Origin of the sequence: Microbacterium sp. NPDC007973 (assembly GCF_042958465.1) — a bacterium.
GTDB lineage: Bacteria > Actinomycetota > Actinomycetes > Actinomycetales > Microbacteriaceae > Microbacterium > Microbacterium galbum.
In genome coordinates, this window is the sequence record NZ_JBIBJJ010000003.1 from 191,897 (window position 1) to 208,885 (window position 16,989).

Here is a 16,989-nt window from a genome sequence, read left to right on the forward strand (position 1 = left end):
CTGTGCGGCGGGCGGGAACGGCGGAGCGGGCGTCAGGCCTGCGGGCGGTCCTTGTCGGTCTGGTCGGGGTCGGCCGCGTGCTGGCGGGCGGCGCGCTGGTCGTCGCTGATCGAGGTGATGTCGCCGTCGGCGACCCCGGCGACGTACTCGGCCTCGGTCTCCTCCGCCTCGATGAACTCGTCTTCGGTGACGGCGCCCTGAGCGGGGTCGACGATGCGCAGCACGGCCTGGCTGTGCACCTTGATGACCACACCGGGGGCGATCTCGACCAGGGCGGGCTTGTCGAGGTCGACGCCGTCGTACTCGACGACGGTGCCGTAGAGGCCGCCCTGCAGGAGCACCTCAGCGCCGGGAACGGTCTCGCGCGACTTCTTCTCGAGCTCCGCCTTCTGCTTCTGCATGCGGCGCCGCGAGCTGTAGAACATGAAGATCAGCAGGGCGATCAGCAGGATGACGATGCCGTAATCAGCGAAGAACCGGGCGATATCCATCGAGGCGGTGCACCTTTCGAGTCAGGCGCGCCGTGCGGCACTGCCTAGCGTGAGTCAAGCGGGGGTCGGGGAATCCCTCGCCGAGTATAGGTCATGACCCCTGGCTGAACCGGAGCAGGCCGTCGGGGTGAGGGGCGCCGAGGTGGTCGTACGCCTCGGGGGTGGCGACGCGTCCGCGCGGCGTGCGTCCCATGAAACCGATACGGACGAGGTAGGGCTCCACGACCGACTCGATGGTCTCGGGTTCTTCGCCGACGGCCACCGCGAGCGTGCTGAGACCCACCGGTCCGCCGCGGAATCGACGCACGACGGCGTCGAGGACCGCTCGGTCGAGGCGATCGAGCCCGATGGCATCCACGTCGTAGAGATCGAGGGCGGCGCCGACCGTGCGCACGTCCGCATCGCCGTCCTCGGCGCCCGCCGAGGGGCCGTGGACCACCAGGTAGTCGCGCACGCGCCGGAGTAGGCGGTTGGCGATGCGCGGCGTGCCCCGCGAACGTCGGGCGATCTCGGAGCGCGCGGTACCCGGCAGGCCGACGTCGAGCATGGCCGCGGACCGCGAGACCACCTGCTCGAGTTCTTCGGGTTCGTAGTACTCCAGGTGCGCGGTGAAGCCGAAACGGTCCCGCAGGGGGTTGGGAAGCAGGCCCGCGCGCGTGGTCGCTCCGACCAGGGTGAACGGAGACAGGTCGAGGGGAATGCTCGTGGCCCCCGCCCCCTTGCCGACCATGATGTCGATGCGGAAATCCTCCATCGCCAGGTACAGCATTTCTTCGGCGGAGCGCGCCATCCGGTGGATCTCGTCGATGAACAGCACTTCTCCCGGCGTGAGCGACGACAGCAGCGCCGCGAGGTCACCCGCGTGCTGGATCGCCGGCCCGCTGGAGAGGCGCAGAGGACGTCCGCTCTCATGCGCCACGATCATGGCCAGGGTGGTCTTGCCGAGTCCGGGAGGGCCGGACAGCAGGATGTGGTCGGGCGAGCGCTGCTGGATGCGCGCGGCATCGAGCAGGAGTTGCAGCTGCCCGCGCACCTTCTGCTGACCGACGAACTCTGCGAGCGAGGTGGGGCGGAGGGCTCCTTCGATCGCGAGCTCGGTCTCGTCGTCGGGGGTGCCGGCGTCGCGGACGTCAGCCACCCACGTTCTCCTTCCGTGCCGGACCGAGCAGCGCCAGCGTCAGGCGCAGCAGGGCCTGGACGGAGGCGCGGTCGGCCTCGGAGGCGTTCTCGGCGACGGATGCCACGGCCTCGGCCGCGGTGCGCTCGGTCCACCCGAGGCCGATGAGCGCCTGGGTGACCTGGACGGGGATCTGGCCGTGCGGCGCGACGGCGGCGGGCGCGGACGCGGGCGTGACGGCGAGCTTCCCGGCGAGCTGCACGACGATGAGCTTGGCGGTCTTGGGGCCGATCCCCGACACGCGACGGAAGGGAGCATCGTCGTCGTCGGCGACGGCCTGCGCGATCTGCGGCACGGTCAGGGAGGACAACACCCCGAGGGCCGACTTCGGTCCGACGCCGGTCACGCTGATGAGCTGGGTGAAGACCGTGAGCTCTTCCCGCGTCTCGAAGCCGTAGAGCGACAGGGCATCTTCTCGCACGATGAGGTTGGTGTGCAGGTGCACATCGTCGCCGAGGTGAACCGTCCGCGCGAACTGCGCGGTCACGGCGACCGAGAAGCCCACGCCTCCGACGACGACCACGAGCGAATCGTCGGCGACGTGCGCCGCCGACCCATGCAGCGAAGAGATCATGCGATCAGCCTACGCCGGGCGTTCGTACATGTGTTCGAGCGACACGGGGCTGTGGAGAACGTCGCTTCTCGGCATCCCGCCAGGCCCGCTGAGCAGGCGTGAGGGCGGCCTCCGCCGAGGGGGTCGCCGGGCCGCCGCGCCAGGCGTGGCAGAGGGCGATCGCGAGCGCGTCGGCGGCGTCGGCCGGCTGGGGCAGCGTGTCGAGGCGCAGCACGCGCGCGACCATGGTCTGCACCTGCACCTTATCGGCGGCGCCGTACCCCGTGATGGCCGCCTTCACCTCGCTGGGGGTGTGCGTCGCCGCGGTCAGTCCGTGCTCCGCGGCCAGGAGCAGGGCGATGCCGCTGGCCTGTGCGGTTCCCATCACCGAGTGCCGGTTGTTCTGCGCGAAGACGCGTTCGACGGCGACCACGTGCGGCTGGTGGGCGACGAGCACCTCACGGATGCCGGCGGCGATGGCCGCGAGACGTTTCTCGATCGGGTCGCCGGGCGCCGACCGCGCGACGCCGACATGCACGAGCGACGCGGTGCGGTTCGGCGAGACGTCGACGATCCCGATGCCGCAGCGTGTGAGGCCGGGATCGATGCCGAGGACGCGCAGAGAACGGGACACGGCCCCCACGCTAAGCGCAGGGGCCGTGTCGTGGAGAAGGGCGCGCCCTTACTCGTCGTTCTCGAGCTCGGCCTGCACCTCGGGCGTCATGTCGAAGTTCGTGTAGACGTTCTGCACGTCGTCGCTGTCTTCGAGCGCGTCGATGAGGCGGAACACCTTGCGGGCGGTGTCGGCGTCGACCTCCACCTTGAGCGAGGGGACGAACTCGACGTCGGCGGAGTCGTACTCGATCCCGGCGTCCTGCAGGGCGCTGCGCACGGACACGAGGTCGCTCGCCTCGGTGATCACGCCGAAGCCCTCGCCGTGGGGCTCGACCTCCTCGGCGCCGGCCTCGAGGACCGCGAGCATGACGTCGTCCTCGCTGGTGCCCTCGGCGGGGACCACGATGACGCCCTTACGGCTGAAGTTGTACGCGACGCTGCCCGGATCGGCGAGGGTGCCGCCGTTGCGGCTGAGAGCCGTGCGCACCTCGGCGGCCGCACGGTTCTTGTTGTCGGTCAGACACTCGATGAGGAACGCGACGCCGTTGGGACCGTAGCCCTCGTACATGATGGAGGCGTACTCGACGGCCTCGCCGCCGATGCCCGCGCCGCGCTTGATCGCGCGATCGATGTTGTCTTTGGGGACCGAGGTCTTCTTGGCCTTCAGAACGGCGTCGAAGAGGGTCGGGTTGCCCTGCAGGTCGGCGCCGCCGAGCTTGGCCGCGACCTCGATGTTCTTGATGAGCTTGGCCCACGACTTCGCGCGGCGGGCGTCGACGACCGCCTTCTTGTGCTTGGTCGTGGCCCATTTGGAGTGTCCGGACATTGCTCCAGTTTACGGTGCGACACGGCCTGTGCCGCGTCGGTTGCGCACGCGGTGGAGGAACCGTTCGTGGAAGCGGGTCTCCCCCGTCGACTCCGGATGGAACGCCGTTCCGAGCAGCGCCCCCTGCTCGATCGCCACGACGCGCCCATCGGGGAGGGATGCCAGGGGCTCGGCATCCGGGCCCCACTCCACGACCGCGGGCGCGCGGATGAACACCGCGTGCACCGGCGGACTGCCGAGCGCGGGCACCTCGAGGTCGGTCTCGAAGGATTGCGTCTGGGAGCCGAAGGCGTTGCGGGCGACCCGCGCGTCGATTCCGCCGAAGGTGCGCTGGCCGGCGATGGCGCCGTCGATGCGGTCGGCGAGGAGGATGAGCCCGGCGCAGGTGCCGTACATCGGCATCCCGTCGGTGATCGCTTGGCGGATCGGGTCGAACAGGCCGAAGGCGCGCGCGAGCTTGTCGATGACGCTCGACTCGCCACCGGGGAGCACGAGACCCTCCACGGCGGCGAGCTCCCCGGGCCGACGCACGGGCTGCGCGTCGGCTCCGAGGGCGGTCAGCACGGCGAGGTGCTCGCGCACATCGCCTTGCAGGGCGAGGACGCCGACGCGGGGACTGTTACCAGCCACGCTCGGCCAGGCGGTGGGGGGCGGGGAGGTCGGCGACGTTGATGCCGACCATCGCCTCGCCGAGTCCCCGCGACGCCTCCGCCACGATCTTCGGGTCGTCGTGGAACGTGGTCGCCTTGACGATCGCCGCGGCACGCTGGGCGGGGTTGCCCGACTTGAAGATGCCCGAGCCCACGAACACACCGTCGGCGCCGAGCTGCATCATCATGGCGGCGTCGGCGGGAGTCGCGACTCCCCCGGCGGTGAAGAGCACGACGGGCAGCTCGCCGGTCTCCGCGATCTCGGCGACGAGGTCGTACGGGGCCTGCAGCTCCTTTGCCGCGACGTAGAGCTCGTCCTTGGTCTTTGCGCGCAGGGCGTTGATCTCCGCGCGGATCGTGCGGATGTGCTTCGTCGCCTCCGAGACGTCTCCCGTGCCGGCCTCGCCCTTAGAGCGGATCATCGCCGCGCCCTCGGTGATGCGCCGGAGCGCCTCGCCGAGGTTGGTCGCGCCGCACACGAACGGAACGGTGAAGTTCCACTTGTCGATGTGGTTGACGTAGTCGGCGGGCGAGAGCACCTCGGACTCGTCGATGTAGTCGACGCCGAGTTCCTGCAGGATCTGCGCCTCGACGAAGTGGCCGATGCGCGCCTTGGCCATGACGGGGATCGACACGGAGGCGATGATGTCGTCGATCAGGTCGGGGTCGCTCATGCGCGCTACGCCGCCCTGGGCGCGGATGTCGGCGGGCACGCGCTCGAGCGCCATCACGGCGACTGCGCCGGCGTCTTCGGCGATGCGGGCCTGCTCGGCGGTGACGACGTCCATGATGACGCCGCCCTTGAGCATCTCGGCGAGTCCCCGCTTGACGCGGGAGGTTCCGGTGTCGGTCATGACTGCTCCGTTCCGCGCTTCGGGGCGCGATCTATTGGCTTAGGCCAAACCGTAGCATGGCTCAGGACATAGGCTGGACGTCGACTCCGGGGGGCACATGACCATCGACATCACCGGGCGCTCGGCATCCGAGATCGCCGCCGGGCTCCGCACGCGCATCGAACGCGGCGAGCTGCCCCCGGGCACCCTTCTCCCTCCCGTCCGCACGCTCGCGGCCGAGCTGGGCGTGAACCGCAACACCGTCGTGGCGGCGTATCGCCAGCTCGCGCAGGCGGGGCTCGTCGAGGCGCGCGGTCGAGGCGGCACCCGGGTGGCAGACCGCGCCGCCGTGGCCCAGGAGGGCTACGCTCCCGACACCGTGCTGCGCGACGTCGGCACGGGCAATCCCGATCCCGCCCTCATCCCCGACCCGACCGCGGCCCTCGCGCGCTCCGCGCGTCCCGTGCTCTACGGCGAGCCGGTCATCGACCCCGGACTCGAGGCGTGGGCGCGTCAGTGGATGACCGATCAGCTCCCCCACGACGACACGCGCATCACCGTCACCAGCGGCGCGAGTGATGCGATCGAGCGGCTGCTCGCGCAGGCGCTGCAGCGCGACGACGCGGTGGCGCTCGAGGACCCGTGCTTCCTCTCGGCGCTGCACACCGTGCGCACCGGCGGTTATCGCGCGGTACCCGTCCCGGTGGATGCCAAGGGCATGACCGTCGAGGGACTCCGCGCGGCGCTGGCCGCCGGCATCCGCGCGGTCGTCGTCACCCCGCGCGCGCACAACCCCACCGGGGCGAGCCTGACCGCCGACCGGGCGGCGGCGCTGCGCGCCGTGCTCGCCGAGCATCCGTACGTGCTCGTCATCGAGGACGACCACTTCTCCCTGCTGTCGCGCGCGCCGCTGCACACGGTGATCGGCCCCGCCCAGCGGCGGTGGGCGCGCATCCGCTCGATGTCGAAGTTCCTCGGACCCGACACGTGCCTGGCCGTCACGGCGTCCGACGCCGACACCGCCGACGGTCTCGCGGTGCGTCTCACCCCCGGCACGACGTGGGTGAGCCACATCCTCCAGCGGCTGACCCTGGCGCTCGTCACCGATAAGGGGGTGCGCGCCGGGATCGAACGTGCCGCCGTGCATTATGCCGAGCGCAACGCCGCTTTCGCCCGCGCGCTCACCGAGAGAGGGGTCCCCGTCTCCCCCGGCGACGGTCTCAACCTGTGGGTGCCGCTCCCGGTCGCCGCCGCCCGCGTCCGCGAGGACCTCATGCGCCGCGGGTGGCTGGTGCGCGAGGGCGACCCGTTCTTCCTCGGCGACGGCGACCACGGTGCCTTCCTGCGGTTGACCGTGCACGACCTCGACGAGGCCTCGGCGAGCACCCTGGCCGACGATCTCGCGCGTGCGTGCCGGGTGCTCCGCGCGGACGCGGGAAGTGGAAGGATCGAGGCATGAAGGTTCTCTCGATCCAGTCCGCCGTCGCGTACGGGCACGTCGGCAACTCCGCCGCCGTCTTCCCCCTCCAGCGCATCGGCGTCGAGGTGCTGCCCGTGTACACGGTGAACTTCTCGAACCACACCGGTTACGGCGCGTGGCGCGGACCGCTCATCTCGCCCGACGACGTCGCCGCCGTGATCGCCGGCATCGAGGACCGCGGTGTCTTCCCCGAGATCGACGTGGTGCTCTCGGGCTACCAGGGCGGGGAGGGCATCGGAGACGTCATCATCGACGCCGTCTCGCGTGTGAAGAAGGCCAACCCGGATGCCGTCTACGCCTGCGACCCGGTCATGGGCAACGCCAAGTCGGGCTGCTTCGTCGCTCCGGCCATCCCCGAGCTGCTGCGCGAGCGCGTGGTGCCCGTGGCCGACATCATCACGCCCAATCAGTTCGAGCTCGGCTTCCTCACCGGCACCGAGCCCGGGAGCATCGATTCGACCCTGGCATCCGCCGATCTCGTGCGCGAGCGCGGTCCGCGCACGGTCCTGGTCACGAGCGTCGAGCGCCCCGACCGGGAGGCCGACACCATCGAGATGATGGTCATCGACGATTCCGGCGCCTGGATTGTGCAGACCCCCCTCATCCCGATGAAGGCGAACGGCTCGGGCGACGTGACCGCGGCGCTCTTCACCGCGCACTACCGCCGCTCCGGCGACGCGGCCGACGCGTTGGCCCGCACCGCGTCGAGTGTCTTCGACCTGCTGTCGAACACGTACGAGTCGGGCTCGCGCGAGCTGCGTCTCGTCGAGTCGCAAGAGGCCTACGCCCACCCGCGCCTGCAGTTCGCCGTGCGCCAGGTGCGCTAACCGGTAACCGCTCCGAAGACCTCGTTCCACGCCGCGCTCCATGACGCGCCGTCATCCGGGCAGAGATGAACGGTGCCCGATACGAGGGTCGCGGAGAAGTCGGCCTCGGCGGCCCCCCTCTCATCCTCGGTCGCATCGGCATCGATGAGGTAGGCGAACAACTCGGAGAACGCGACGTGGTGACGCAGCAGCTCCGCGTCCACCGCATGCCCGTTCAGGATCGCGACCCCGCACCCCTCGAAGGCCAGACTCAGCGCGATCGTCTGCTCGTCCGCGTTCCACTCCCAGCCCCGCTCGGTGAACATCGCGCGTTGTTCGGCGACGAAAGCCTCCTGGGCCGGAGTGGCCGGCGTCAGGGGGCTCGTCGCATCCTCGGGATAGTTCTGCGCCGCGAAGAACGATTCGTACTCGGCCAGCACGTGCGGGTCCATGGCGTCGATAGCGGCTTGGCCGTCCACGCGCGCCGTCACCGTGGGTTCGGGGGCTTGGGCGTCGGGACCGCTCGATGCGCATCCGGCGAGACCGAGCAGCCCTGCCGAGACGATGCCGAGGGCCGACAGGAACGAGCGCGTCATGGTCACACGTTAGCGTCCGTGCGACGGAGCATCGGAACAGGCCGTCAGCCCCCGTACACCTCGCGGTACGCGGCCACCCACTGCGTACCGTCGTCGGGACAGAGGAACGTCGTCCCGAAGACCATCACGCTCGCGATCGGGGCCTCCGCCTGCGTGCGGGCGTCGCCGTCGAGCTCGGCGGGGATGAGCTGAGCGAACAGCGGCGACGTGGTCACGTGGGCGATGAGCGTCGACGAGTCCACCTGATGACGGCTCAGGATCGCGGTCTCGCACGCGTCGCCCGCGAGGGCGAGGGCGAGATTCTCATCGGATGCCGTCCACTCGAGCCCCTGCTGTTCGACGTACGCGCGCTGCTGCGCGATGAAGTCCTGCTGAGCCGGTGTCACCGCGACCAGCGGTGTGCCGTCCATCGGCAGCTGCTGAGCGCGGAAGAACTCGTCCCGCTCGGCGAAGACGTCGGCGAAGTCGTCGGGATCGGCGGTCGCTTCGTCACCGGGCGTGGACGGCTGCGCCGCGGTGGGGGTCGCTGCGGACACCTCACCGGCTTCTCCGCGGTCGAGCGGGCTCGGAAGCGGAAGACACGCGGTTGTCGCCACGAGGACGGCGGTCAGTGTCAGCGTGAGCACGAAGGGGCGAGTCCGAGCGTTCATCGGAACACCTTAACCAGGCGGCCACCCGCGCCGGGCGGGGTTGTGGATGACGCCGGTTCAGGCGTTCCAGGCCTCCGACACCGCGCGGCGCACGTCGCCGAGCAACTGCGGCAGCGCCTTCGTCTTGGCGATGATGGGGAAGAAATTGGCATCCGACGCCCACCGCGGAACGATGTGCTGGTGCAGGTGAGCGTCCACCCCGGCCCCCGCGATCGCTCCCTGGTTCATCCCCAGGTTGAAACCGTCGCAGTTCGACACCGCCCGCAGGACCCGCATCCCCCGCTGGGTGAGGGCACCGATCTCGGCCACCTCTTCGTCGGTCGCCTGATCGTACGTGGCGATGTGCCGGTACGGGCACACGAGCAGATGGCCCGAGTTGTACGGGAAGAGGTTGAGCAGGACGTACGCGGTTCTCCCACGCGCCACGATCAGCCCGTCTTCGTCGCTCTTGTCGGGTGCGGCGCAGAACGGGCAGTTCTTCTCCATCGGCTCGCGACCGGCGGAGATGTACGCCATGCGGTGCGGAGTCCACAGGCGCTGGAACTCGTCGGGAACGCCGGGCAGGGTCATCGCGTCGATGAGCTCGGCGTCGGTCGTCGGTGATCCGGACCCGCCGACGGGGGCCGTCGCGCCGGTCTCCGACGACGGGCCCGCCGCCACGGCATCCGGATCGTCTGTCACGCCAGGTCCTCAGCGGTGTTGACGAGCGTCCGGCCGGAGATCGCGCCGGTGATCCGCGCCACGGCCTCGTCGACCGGGATGCCGTTGAGCTGCGTGCCGTCGCGGAACCGGAACGACACCGTGCCGTTCGAGCGGTCCTGCTCGCCGGCGATCAGCATGAGCGGCACCTTCTGCGTGGTGTGCGTGCGGATCTTCTTCTGCATGCGGTCGTCGCTGTGGTCGGCCTCGGCGCGCACGCCCTTCGTCTTGAGGTCGGCGACGATGCCCTGCAGGTAGTCGCCGTATTCGGCGGCGACGGGCACGGCCACGACCTGCACGGGCGCGAGCCACACGGGGAAGGCGCCGGCGTAGTGCTCCAGCAGGATGGCGAAGAAGCGCTCGACCGACCCGAACAGCGCGCGGTGGATCATGACCGGACGGTGCTTCTCGCCGTCGGGGCCCGTGTACTCGAGCTCGAAGCGCTCCGGCTGGTTGAAGTCGAGCTGGATCGTCGACATCTGCCACGTGCGGCCGATCGCGTCGCGCGCCTGCACCGAGATCTTCGGTCCGTAGAACGCCGCCCCGCCCGGGTCGGGAACGAGCTCGAGGCCCGAGGCCTCGGCGACCTCGCGGAGGGTCTCGGTCGCCTCGGTCCAGAGGGCGTCGGCGCCGATGAACTTCGGGTTGCCGTCCTCCTTGGTCGACAGCTCGAGGTAGAAGTCGTTGAGACCGTAGTCGCGGAGCGTCTGCAGCACGAAGTCGAGGCTGTGGGTGAGCTCGCCCTTCACCTGGTCGGCCGTGACGTAGATGTGCGTGTCGTCCTGGGTCATGCCGCGCACGCGCGTGAGGCCCGACAGGGTGCCGCTCTTCTCGTAGCGGTAGACCGATCCGAACTCGCTGAGGCGCAGGGGGAGCTCGCGGTAGCTGCGTCCGCGCGAGCGGAAGATCAGATTGTGGAACGGACAGTTCATGGGCTTCAGGTAGTACTCCTGGCCCTCCCGCGAGACGTGCCCGTCGGCATCCACGACCTCGTCGAGGACCATTGGGGGGTACATGCCGTCGGCGTACCACTGCAGGTGCCCGCTGGTCATGAACAGGTCGCCCTTGGTGATGTGCGGGGTGTTGACGACCTCGTACCCGCTCGCGAGCAGGCGCTCGCGCATGTAGCGCTCGATCTCGTAGCGGATGATGCCGCCCTTGGGGTGGAACACCGAGAGCCCCGGGCCGATCTCGTCGGGGAACGAGAAGAGGTCCAGCTCTTTGCCGAGCTTGCGGTGGTCGCGCTTCGCGGCTTCCTCGAGGCGGTGCTGGTAGGCGCGCAGCTCGTCTTTCGTCGGCCACGCGGTGCCGTAGATGCGCTGCAGCTGCGGGTTCTTCTCGCTGCCGCGCCAGTAGGCGCCGGCGATACGCGTGAGGTCCCAGCCGTTGCCGATCAGACGGGTGCCGGGCACGTGGGGTCCGCGGCACAGGTCTTTCCACGCGGTCTCGCCGTCGCGGGTGACGTTGTCATAGATCGTCAGCTCGCCGGCGCCCACCTCGACGGACGCGCCCTCGGCGGCCTCGGCGGACCCGCCCTTCAGCCCGATCAGCTCGAGCTTGAACGGTTCGTCGGCGAGCTCGGTGCGAGCCTCGTCGTCGGAGACGACGCGGCGCACGAACCGCTGGTTCTCGCGGACAATGCGCTCCATCTCCTTCTTGATGACCTTCAGGTCCTCGGGGGTGAAGGGCTCGTCGACCTGGAAGTCGTAGTAGAAGCCGTCGGTGACCGGCGGCCCGATACCGAGGTTGGCCTGGGGCTTGACACGCTGGACGGCCTGCGCGAGCACGTGCGCCGTCGAGTGGCGCAGGATCGAGAGACCGTCGGCGCTGTCGATGGTGACCGGCTCGACCTGGTCGTCGGCCGTCACGGTCGTGGCCAGGTCTTTCAGCTCCCCGTTCACACGCAGGGCGACGACCGAACGGTCGGGGAAGAGGGCGAAGCCATCGGCGGGGAAATCAGTCACAGAACATCTCCTGAAGGGGTCTGTTCCAGGCTACCGGGCGGGCGTGGCCTCGATCGCACCGGACGTGCCCCATAGTGGAGCGGTGACTCTGGCCATCATCGGCGGCGTGCTCTGGATCCTCGGGATCATCGCGCTGCTCACCGGCGCCTTCCCCGCCGCCGACGCCCTCGCCGTCGCCGATCGCGTGTGGCCGATCCTGCTCTTCGTCGTCGCCGTCACGATCGTGGCGGAACTGGCATCCAACGCGGGGCTCTTCGACGTGGTCGCGGCGCGTCTGGCGAAGATCGCGCGAGGACGTACCGCCCTGTTGTGGGCTCTCGTCGTGCTGCTCGCGACCGTGGCGACCGCCTTCCTCTCCCTCGACACGACCGCGGTGCTGCTGACACCCGTCGTGGTGGCGATGGCGGTCGCACGCAGGATGGATCCTCTGCCGTTCGCCTTCGTGACCGTGGTGCTCGCGAACACCGCCTCGCTCGTGCTGCCCGTGTCGAACCTCACCAACCTGTTGGCATCCGAGGCCCTCGGCGGGGGACACGATCCGGTGGCGTTCCTGGCCCTGCTCGGTCCCTCCGCGGTCATCGCGATCGCGGTGTCGGTGGTGGTGCTGACGGTCGTCTTCCTCCGCCGTCTCCCCCGGACCTACCCGGATGCCGCCGCCCCCACCGTCTCCGACCCCGTTCTCCTGCGCGTGGCGGGTATCGTCACGCTCGCGCTGCTGCCGTTGCTGGTCGTCGGTCTCGAGCCGTGGATGCCGGCGGTCGCCGCCGCCGTCGTGCTCGTCGTCGCGTTCGCCCTGCGCGCGCCGAAAAGCCTCGGCATCCGGCTGGTGCCCTGGTCGTTGCTCGTGTTCGCCGGCGGGCTGTTCCTCGCGGTCGGAGCCCTCGAGGCCCTCGGCATCGGACGGGTCACCTCGGTGCTCGCGGGCACGGGCGACGACCTGGGGTCGCTCTGGCAGCTCGCCGGGGTCGGGGCGCTCGTGGCCAACGGCATCAACAACCTGCCCGCGTACCTCGCGCTGGAATCCGTCGCGGGCTCCCCCGTGCGTCTGGCGGCGCTGCTGATCGGCGTCAACGCCGGGCCGATCGTCACGCCATGGGCGTCGCTCGCGACGCTGCTCTGGCACGACCGGCTCGTGGCGGCGGGTGTCGAGGTGCGCTGGACTCGCTTCATCGTGCTGGGCGCCGTCATCGCCCCCCTGATCCTGCTGCTCGGGGTCCTGCCGCTCGCGCTCTGAGGGTCAGTCCTCGTAGGTGCGCGACCACGCCTTGCGCGGCTCGATGAACCACACGGCGAGGCCGTCGCGAAGGCCGTACGGTTCACCCGTATAAAGGGTCGAGATGCGGTCGACGTACGGCAGCGCGTCCTCGCCGTCGATGCGTTCGACCGCTTCGCCGCGCACGAACGCCATGGCGTAGGGGTTGTCCGCGCCGGTCACCGAGACGGCGACGCGGGGATCACGCCGGATGTTGCGGTCTTTGAGCGTGTTCACCTCGGTGAAGATCATGAGACGCTCCCCGTCGACTCCCACCCACAACGGAATGCTGTGGGGCGAGCCGTCCGCCATCAGGGTGGACAGGTGGGCGACGGCGTTCGTCTCGAAGAAGGGCTTCGCATCGGTCCAGGAGGTCATGCGAGTCGTAACCGCCGCGCGACCGCCCAGCATTCCCGTTCTCAGGACCGCGCGGGGGCGGGGGCCTGCTCGTTCGGCACCTCGCGGAAGACCATCTCCTCCCGCTGCAGGCTCTCGCGCGGCGAGAACTCATCGGGTTCCGGGATGACGTAGAGGCCCCGCCCGGAGTTGGCGTTGTAGGTGAGCGCGTGCAGCCACGCCGGGCTCAGCTGGGGCGTCCGGCTTCCGTGGTACTTGAACACCAGGGAGACGTTGGGGTGGATGTACACCGTCGTCCGTCCTCCGCCCGTGCTGATGTCGTCCTTCCAGGTGAACGGGAAGGACTCCCCGCGACGCACCTTGGCCATGATCACGGCTTGGAGGTGCGCGAGGAGGCGATCCTCGAAGTCGACCTTGACGTCGCCGTCGTAGATGAATTTGCCCATCATGATCCCCGGGCGATCGTCGCCCCGGTGTGCGCATCTCCAGGCGAGAAGTCGAACGCTGATGGCCGGGGTTCCATCGCCGTTTCTTCGTTGCACTGTCTCCCACGCGGCCGGCTGCCGCAAACCCCCTTGTCCCTCCGTCGCTACGCGGGTAGTGCGTGGCGCGACGCGTCCACTCGGACGGGGACCGGGACGTCAGCCGGCGCGCGAGATCCGCAGGATCACCCGATCACCGGGCTTGCGCTGGATGCGCCGGACCAGCGCCTCGACGCCGAGGATGATGCGGAACTGCAGGCCGTACTTTCGGCGCAGGGCGCGGTCGGCCCGATCGTCGTCGGTCGCAGGCCCCGCGATGCGCGCATGCGCCTCGACGGTGATGGCATCCGGGTCGATGGACCCCATGCGGCTGCAGGGGCGCAGGACGACCCGCGAATCGTTGCGCAGGCGTTTGACCTTCCCCGTGGAACGCTCGCTGGTGACGACGAGTTCGTCGCCGTCGCGGGCGATCCATACCGGCACCGCCACGAGCGTGCCGTTCTTGCGATAGGTGCCGAGCGAGACGAAGGGCGACGAGGCGAGTTCACGCCAATGGGTGTCGGGGATCGTCATGGTGCCACGCTAGCGGGATCCGACCCGCCCGCTCGAGGGTTGCGCGAGACGTTCAACGGAGGCCGGATTGCGAAGAGTGTGCGTGGGAGCGCTTCCACAAGGATTCCCCACACCCCTACGCTCGCGGTCATGGGGAGCTATGACGTCCCGCAGGTGGGGCCTGTGGTCGTGTCGCTGGAGACATACCGGTTCGGATTGACGAACGAGTCGATGACGACCTTGGCATCCGTCCGCCGGGTGAACGGCCAGCCGCTGGACGTCGTCGACGAGGAGCGCGTGGCGCAGTATCTCGAGAGCCTCGACGTGATCTGATCGACCCGCTGTGCGGCGACTATGCCGAACCTCAACGTCAGCGCAAGGGATGCGCAACGGTGCCGCAAGACCGGTGGGTTTGTGTCCCCCTTTCGGTGGACATGGGTTAGCGTCGTCTCGTTCCCGCCGCCAGGCACTCCGCAGCCCCCCTTACTGGCGGCGGGAACGACCACTCCCCCGGTTCGCCCGGGATGCCATCGCCGGTGGACGAGCTCGTCGGCGATGAGGAACTCGAGGATCGCTTCGGCGCGATAACACCGGTCCGCCCGCCTGTCAGGAGCTCGCGCGGGAGGCGGCGAGCACCTTTCTCGCGCGAAGATCGCGACGACGGCGTCGGCCACGCTCGACCTGATCCGATACGGCGGTCTCTTCGCGCGAACAGGCACCCGGGATGCCGGCCCCTCATCCCCGTGACGCGAACGAAAAAACCCCCGGCGAACCGGGGGTTTCATTCGGTGCGCGATACTGGGATCGAACCAGTGACCTCTTCCGTGTCAGGGAAGCGCGCTACCGCTGCGCCAATCGCGCCTATACAGGCTGTTCTCTTGTGAGTTGAGGTGGCGACGGGATTCGAACCCGTGTAAACGGCTTTGCAGGCCGGTGCCTAGCCGCTCGGCCACGCCACCGTGATGTGGTTCGACCCACGTGTCGTGATCTGTTCATCAGCCGTGCTGACGACAGTTCCCTCCACTCGAGCGGATGACGAGACTCGAACTCGCGACCCCAACCTTGGCAAGGTTGTGCGCTACCAACTGCGCTACATCCGCATTTCGTTCCCGGGGCTTGCCCCGAGCACTCGTAAGACATTACCCGATCTGAGCGCGCGCGCAAAACGAGGTGCGCCCCGCGCGTGTCTCCCGGAATGGTCGGGAGTACCTCTCGGCATCCGGTACGATCGATGAGTCCCGTTCGGGATGCGGGCGATTGGCGCAGTTGGTAGCGCGCTTCCTTCACACGGAAGAGGTCATCAGTTCGAGTCTGGTATCGCCCACCGAAAAGGCCCCCGGTCATCCCGGGGGTCTTCGTCGTTCCCGGGGTGTCGACTCACGCGACCCGCGTCCACGCGGCATCCGGATGATCGCGTCTCCACTCCTGTCGGTCACCGCTCTCGACCACCGCATCAGCGAGCCAGATCGTCGAATCCGGTTCCCATCCCGCGATGACGCTCGCGTACTCGTCGTCGACGGTGATGGCTCGTGTGGCACCGGCGAGGTAGCCGCGGGTGGTCAGGTGCACGGCCTCCCACTCGTTGGCGACGCGGCCCCAGTCGGGCACGAGCCAGCGCCCGTCGCGCCCCGTCGTGCGGAACCAGTCGTGCCGGCGCGAGGCCGTCACCTCGACGGGGTACCGCCGGCAGAGCGCCGCCCAGTCCGCGGCGCCGCGGATCTCGAGCGTGCGGCCGGATCCCACGACCGGGACCACCGTCGCGACCTCCTCGCCGAGGGAGTCCTCGACGAGGTCGAGCGCCGCGTCGACGCTCCCTCGCGTCGACAGCAGCCGCACGGGCACCGACCACCATTCGCCCGATATCCGGGCCGTCGGATGGCGCGGCAACTCCTCACGGGCGCTCTCCTCCTGGGCGCGCACGTCGGCGTCCCATGCCGCGAGCGTGACGGCGGCGTCGCGGGCGAGAGGCCCGGCTGCCTCGCGCAGCCGCCACTGCACGGCCCATTGCTCCTCGCTCCGCTCGCGGCTCCACCGGCCCCCCGCGTGGCGGAGGAGGTCGCGGGCGAGCGGGTTCAGCGCTCCGATGACGCGTGGATCGGAGCAGAGCACGTCGACGGTGTCGGGCTCCTGCCAGTACCGCGCGACATCGACCGTCACGCGCAGCGCGGCCGCCAGGGCGACGTCGTCCACGGGAGCTCCGGATGCCGCGGCCAGCACGTCGGCGATGTCGCCCACGCCGGGGTCGAGGATCGGCGCCGGCTCCCCATCGTCGAACGCGATGACCGTGGACCGCTCGTCCCGATGGTGGAAGGTGTAGAAGCTCACGAGTTCTGCGAGCCGCGGATCACGACACGCGTACTCGAGACACAGCCGTCGTCCCCTCGGTCCATCGAGGAGCATCTCGCTCACGCCCGCGACCACCCGTACCGCTTTTGCAGGGCTGCCGCGACGGCGTCGAAGCGCTTCCGGTCGAGGGCGGCCGCCTCGCGGCGCATGCCCGCGTCGTGCACGAGGTACACCTGCTCCACGTCGACCCACGACGGTCGGCGCTGCGGGTCCCACTCCCCCGTGCCGAGCGACAGATACTGGCGGTCGCCGTCGTGCGGCTTGCTCGTCAGGCGCACGGCGTACGACCGGGTGGCATCCGCTCGACCGAGGACGAGCACAGGGCGGTCCTTGCCGCGGCCGTCGCGCTCCTCGTAGGGCACCCACGTCCAGATGATCTCTCCCCCGTCGGGTGCGTCGTCGCGCTCGGGGGCGTACGACAGCGTCAGGCGCCGCGGAGGATCGATCTCGACGGTATCGGTGCCTGCGGGCGCGGTCGAGGCGGTGGCGGGACGTGGGGGGCTCGCTGGGCGCCGCGTGGGGGCCGTGGCCGGGCGCGGGGGGCGGGCGGGGGTGGCGGGCGCGGATCCGGACCGGAAGAGGCCGAGCAGCGCCGACAGCACGCGAGAAGTCGTTCCCATGGGCCCACCCTAGACACGCGGAACGGGGCGCCGCCGACGA

At 69.8% G+C, this 16,989-nt stretch carries 20 protein-coding genes and 4 tRNA genes; 5 read left to right on the forward strand and 19 right to left on the reverse strand.

Features of this window, described 5'->3' with window-relative positions; all coding sequences use genetic code 11:
* Window positions 1-32 precede the first annotated feature (32 nt).
* The 7 genes from yajC to pdxS form a co-directional block, all read right to left on the reverse strand.
* On the reverse strand, window positions 33-491 hold the full coding sequence (yajC, locus tag ACFZA2_RS09790) for a preprotein translocase subunit YajC (RefSeq protein WP_298872885.1): 459 nt from the start codon (window positions 489-491) through the stop codon (window positions 33-35).
* A 91-nt stretch (window positions 492-582) separates the two neighbouring features.
* Complete coding sequence (gene ruvB / locus ACFZA2_RS09795; protein ID WP_315995737.1) at window positions 583-1,629, reverse strand: Holliday junction branch migration DNA helicase RuvB; 1,047 nt, start codon at window positions 1,627-1,629, stop codon at window positions 583-585.
* Window positions 1,622-2,242 carry a Holliday junction branch migration protein RuvA gene (gene ruvA, locus ACFZA2_RS09800; RefSeq protein WP_315995736.1) on the reverse strand — a complete coding sequence of 207 codons (621 nt, stop codon included), beginning with the start codon at window positions 2,240-2,242 and terminating at the stop codon, window positions 1,622-1,624. Before ruvA ends, ruvB begins: the two co-directional genes overlap by 8 nt.
* A 4-nt stretch (window positions 2,243-2,246) precedes the next feature.
* Window positions 2,247-2,855: a crossover junction endodeoxyribonuclease RuvC gene (ruvC, locus tag ACFZA2_RS09805; RefSeq protein WP_363391569.1), complete on the reverse strand. Its 609-nt coding sequence runs from the start codon at window positions 2,853-2,855 to the stop codon at window positions 2,247-2,249.
* A gap of 48 nt (window positions 2,856-2,903) precedes the next feature.
* A complete protein-coding gene (locus ACFZA2_RS09810; RefSeq protein ID WP_315995734.1) occupies window positions 2,904-3,662 on the reverse strand; it encodes a YebC/PmpR family DNA-binding transcriptional regulator in 759 nt (252 codons plus the stop codon).
* Between the two features lie 9 nt (window positions 3,663-3,671).
* Window positions 3,672-4,292: a pyridoxal 5'-phosphate synthase glutaminase subunit PdxT gene (gene pdxT, locus ACFZA2_RS09815; protein ID WP_391403855.1), complete on the reverse strand. Its 621-nt coding sequence runs from the start codon at window positions 4,290-4,292 to the stop codon at window positions 3,672-3,674.
* Entirely contained in the window at window positions 4,282-5,166 is an 885-nt protein-coding gene (gene pdxS, locus ACFZA2_RS09820) for a pyridoxal 5'-phosphate synthase lyase subunit PdxS (RefSeq protein ID WP_391403858.1), read from the reverse strand. The genes pdxT and pdxS overlap by 11 nt, the downstream gene beginning before the upstream one ends.
* Before the next feature lie 97 nt (window positions 5,167-5,263).
* Between pdxS and ACFZA2_RS09825 the strand changes: the two genes are divergently transcribed.
* Both ACFZA2_RS09825 and pdxY read left to right on the forward strand, forming a co-directional pair.
* Window positions 5,264-6,604 (forward strand): aminotransferase class I/II-fold pyridoxal phosphate-dependent enzyme, encoded by a 1,341-nt coding sequence (locus ACFZA2_RS09825; RefSeq protein WP_391403862.1) that lies wholly within the window; start codon window positions 5,264-5,266, stop codon window positions 6,602-6,604.
* Window positions 6,601-7,452 (forward strand): pyridoxal kinase PdxY, encoded by an 852-nt coding sequence (gene pdxY, locus ACFZA2_RS09830; RefSeq protein WP_391403865.1) that lies wholly within the window; start codon window positions 6,601-6,603, stop codon window positions 7,450-7,452. Before ACFZA2_RS09825 ends, pdxY begins: the two co-directional genes overlap by 4 nt.
* Here pdxY and ACFZA2_RS09835 read toward each other — a convergent pair.
* From ACFZA2_RS09835 to thrS, 4 genes are all read right to left on the reverse strand, one after another.
* The gene (locus tag ACFZA2_RS09835; protein WP_391403868.1) at window positions 7,449-8,027 is read right to left on the reverse strand and encodes a hypothetical protein; all 579 of its coding nucleotides are present in this window, start codon (window positions 8,025-8,027) and stop codon (window positions 7,449-7,451) included. The genes pdxY and ACFZA2_RS09835 overlap by 4 nt on opposite strands.
* A 44-nt stretch (window positions 8,028-8,071) precedes the next feature.
* A complete protein-coding gene (locus ACFZA2_RS09840; RefSeq protein WP_391403871.1) occupies window positions 8,072-8,677 on the reverse strand; it encodes a hypothetical protein in 606 nt (201 codons plus the stop codon).
* 57 nt (window positions 8,678-8,734) lie between these two features.
* Window positions 8,735-9,247, reverse strand: a complete 513-nt coding sequence (locus tag ACFZA2_RS09845; protein WP_391405273.1) for an HIT family protein — start codon at window positions 9,245-9,247, stop codon at window positions 8,735-8,737.
* 107 nt (window positions 9,248-9,354) lie between these two features.
* On the reverse strand, window positions 9,355-11,340 hold the full coding sequence (gene thrS, locus ACFZA2_RS09850) for a threonine--tRNA ligase (protein WP_391403875.1): 1,986 nt from the start codon (window positions 11,338-11,340) through the stop codon (window positions 9,355-9,357).
* 82 nt (window positions 11,341-11,422) lie between these two features.
* Between thrS and ACFZA2_RS09855 the strand changes: the two genes are divergently transcribed.
* A complete protein-coding gene (locus ACFZA2_RS09855; protein ID WP_391403879.1) occupies window positions 11,423-12,574 on the forward strand; it encodes an SLC13 family permease in 1,152 nt (383 codons plus the stop codon).
* A gap of 3 nt (window positions 12,575-12,577) precedes the next feature.
* Here the strand turns inward: ACFZA2_RS09855 and ACFZA2_RS09860 are convergent, their stop codons facing one another.
* From ACFZA2_RS09860 to ACFZA2_RS09870, 3 genes are all read right to left on the reverse strand, one after another.
* The gene (locus ACFZA2_RS09860) at window positions 12,578-12,970 is read right to left on the reverse strand and encodes a TIGR03618 family F420-dependent PPOX class oxidoreductase (RefSeq protein ID WP_391403882.1); all 393 of its coding nucleotides are present in this window, start codon (window positions 12,968-12,970) and stop codon (window positions 12,578-12,580) included.
* Between the two features lie 41 nt (window positions 12,971-13,011).
* Window positions 13,012-13,398, reverse strand: coding sequence for an ATP-dependent DNA ligase (locus ACFZA2_RS09865; RefSeq protein ID WP_391403885.1), 387 nt, complete (start codon window positions 13,396-13,398; stop codon window positions 13,012-13,014).
* A 192-nt stretch (window positions 13,399-13,590) separates the two neighbouring features.
* Complete coding sequence (locus tag ACFZA2_RS09870; protein WP_391403888.1) at window positions 13,591-14,004, reverse strand: PPOX class F420-dependent oxidoreductase; 414 nt, start codon at window positions 14,002-14,004, stop codon at window positions 13,591-13,593.
* A 129-nt stretch (window positions 14,005-14,133) separates the two neighbouring features.
* Here ACFZA2_RS09870 and ACFZA2_RS09875 point away from each other — a divergent pair, with 129 nt between their 5' ends.
* Window positions 14,134-14,316 (forward strand): hypothetical protein, encoded by a 183-nt coding sequence (locus tag ACFZA2_RS09875; protein WP_363391592.1) that lies wholly within the window; start codon window positions 14,134-14,136, stop codon window positions 14,314-14,316.
* A gap of 456 nt (window positions 14,317-14,772) precedes the next feature.
* Here ACFZA2_RS09875 and ACFZA2_RS09880 read toward each other — a convergent pair.
* The 3 genes from ACFZA2_RS09880 to ACFZA2_RS09890 form a co-directional block, all read right to left on the reverse strand.
* A tRNA-Val gene (locus tag ACFZA2_RS09880) sits at window positions 14,773-14,844 on the reverse strand.
* 27 nt (window positions 14,845-14,871) lie between these two features.
* A tRNA-Cys gene (locus ACFZA2_RS09885) sits at window positions 14,872-14,942 on the reverse strand.
* 68 nt (window positions 14,943-15,010) lie between these two features.
* Window positions 15,011-15,083 (reverse strand) — tRNA-Gly (locus ACFZA2_RS09890).
* 151 nt (window positions 15,084-15,234) lie between these two features.
* On the opposite strand from ACFZA2_RS09890, the gene ACFZA2_RS09895 reads away from it, so the two are divergent.
* A tRNA-Val gene (locus ACFZA2_RS09895) sits at window positions 15,235-15,307 on the forward strand.
* 53 nt (window positions 15,308-15,360) lie between these two features.
* On the opposite strand, the gene ACFZA2_RS09900 is transcribed toward ACFZA2_RS09895, so the two are convergent.
* Entirely contained in the window at window positions 15,361-16,308 is a 948-nt protein-coding gene (locus tag ACFZA2_RS09900) for a hypothetical protein (RefSeq protein WP_391403892.1), read from the reverse strand.
* Window positions 16,309-16,388: 80 nt separating this feature from the next.
* A complete protein-coding gene (locus ACFZA2_RS09905) occupies window positions 16,389-16,949 on the reverse strand; it encodes a type II toxin-antitoxin system PemK/MazF family toxin (protein ID WP_391403896.1) in 561 nt (186 codons plus the stop codon).
* Window positions 16,950-16,989: the final 40 nt, after the last annotated feature.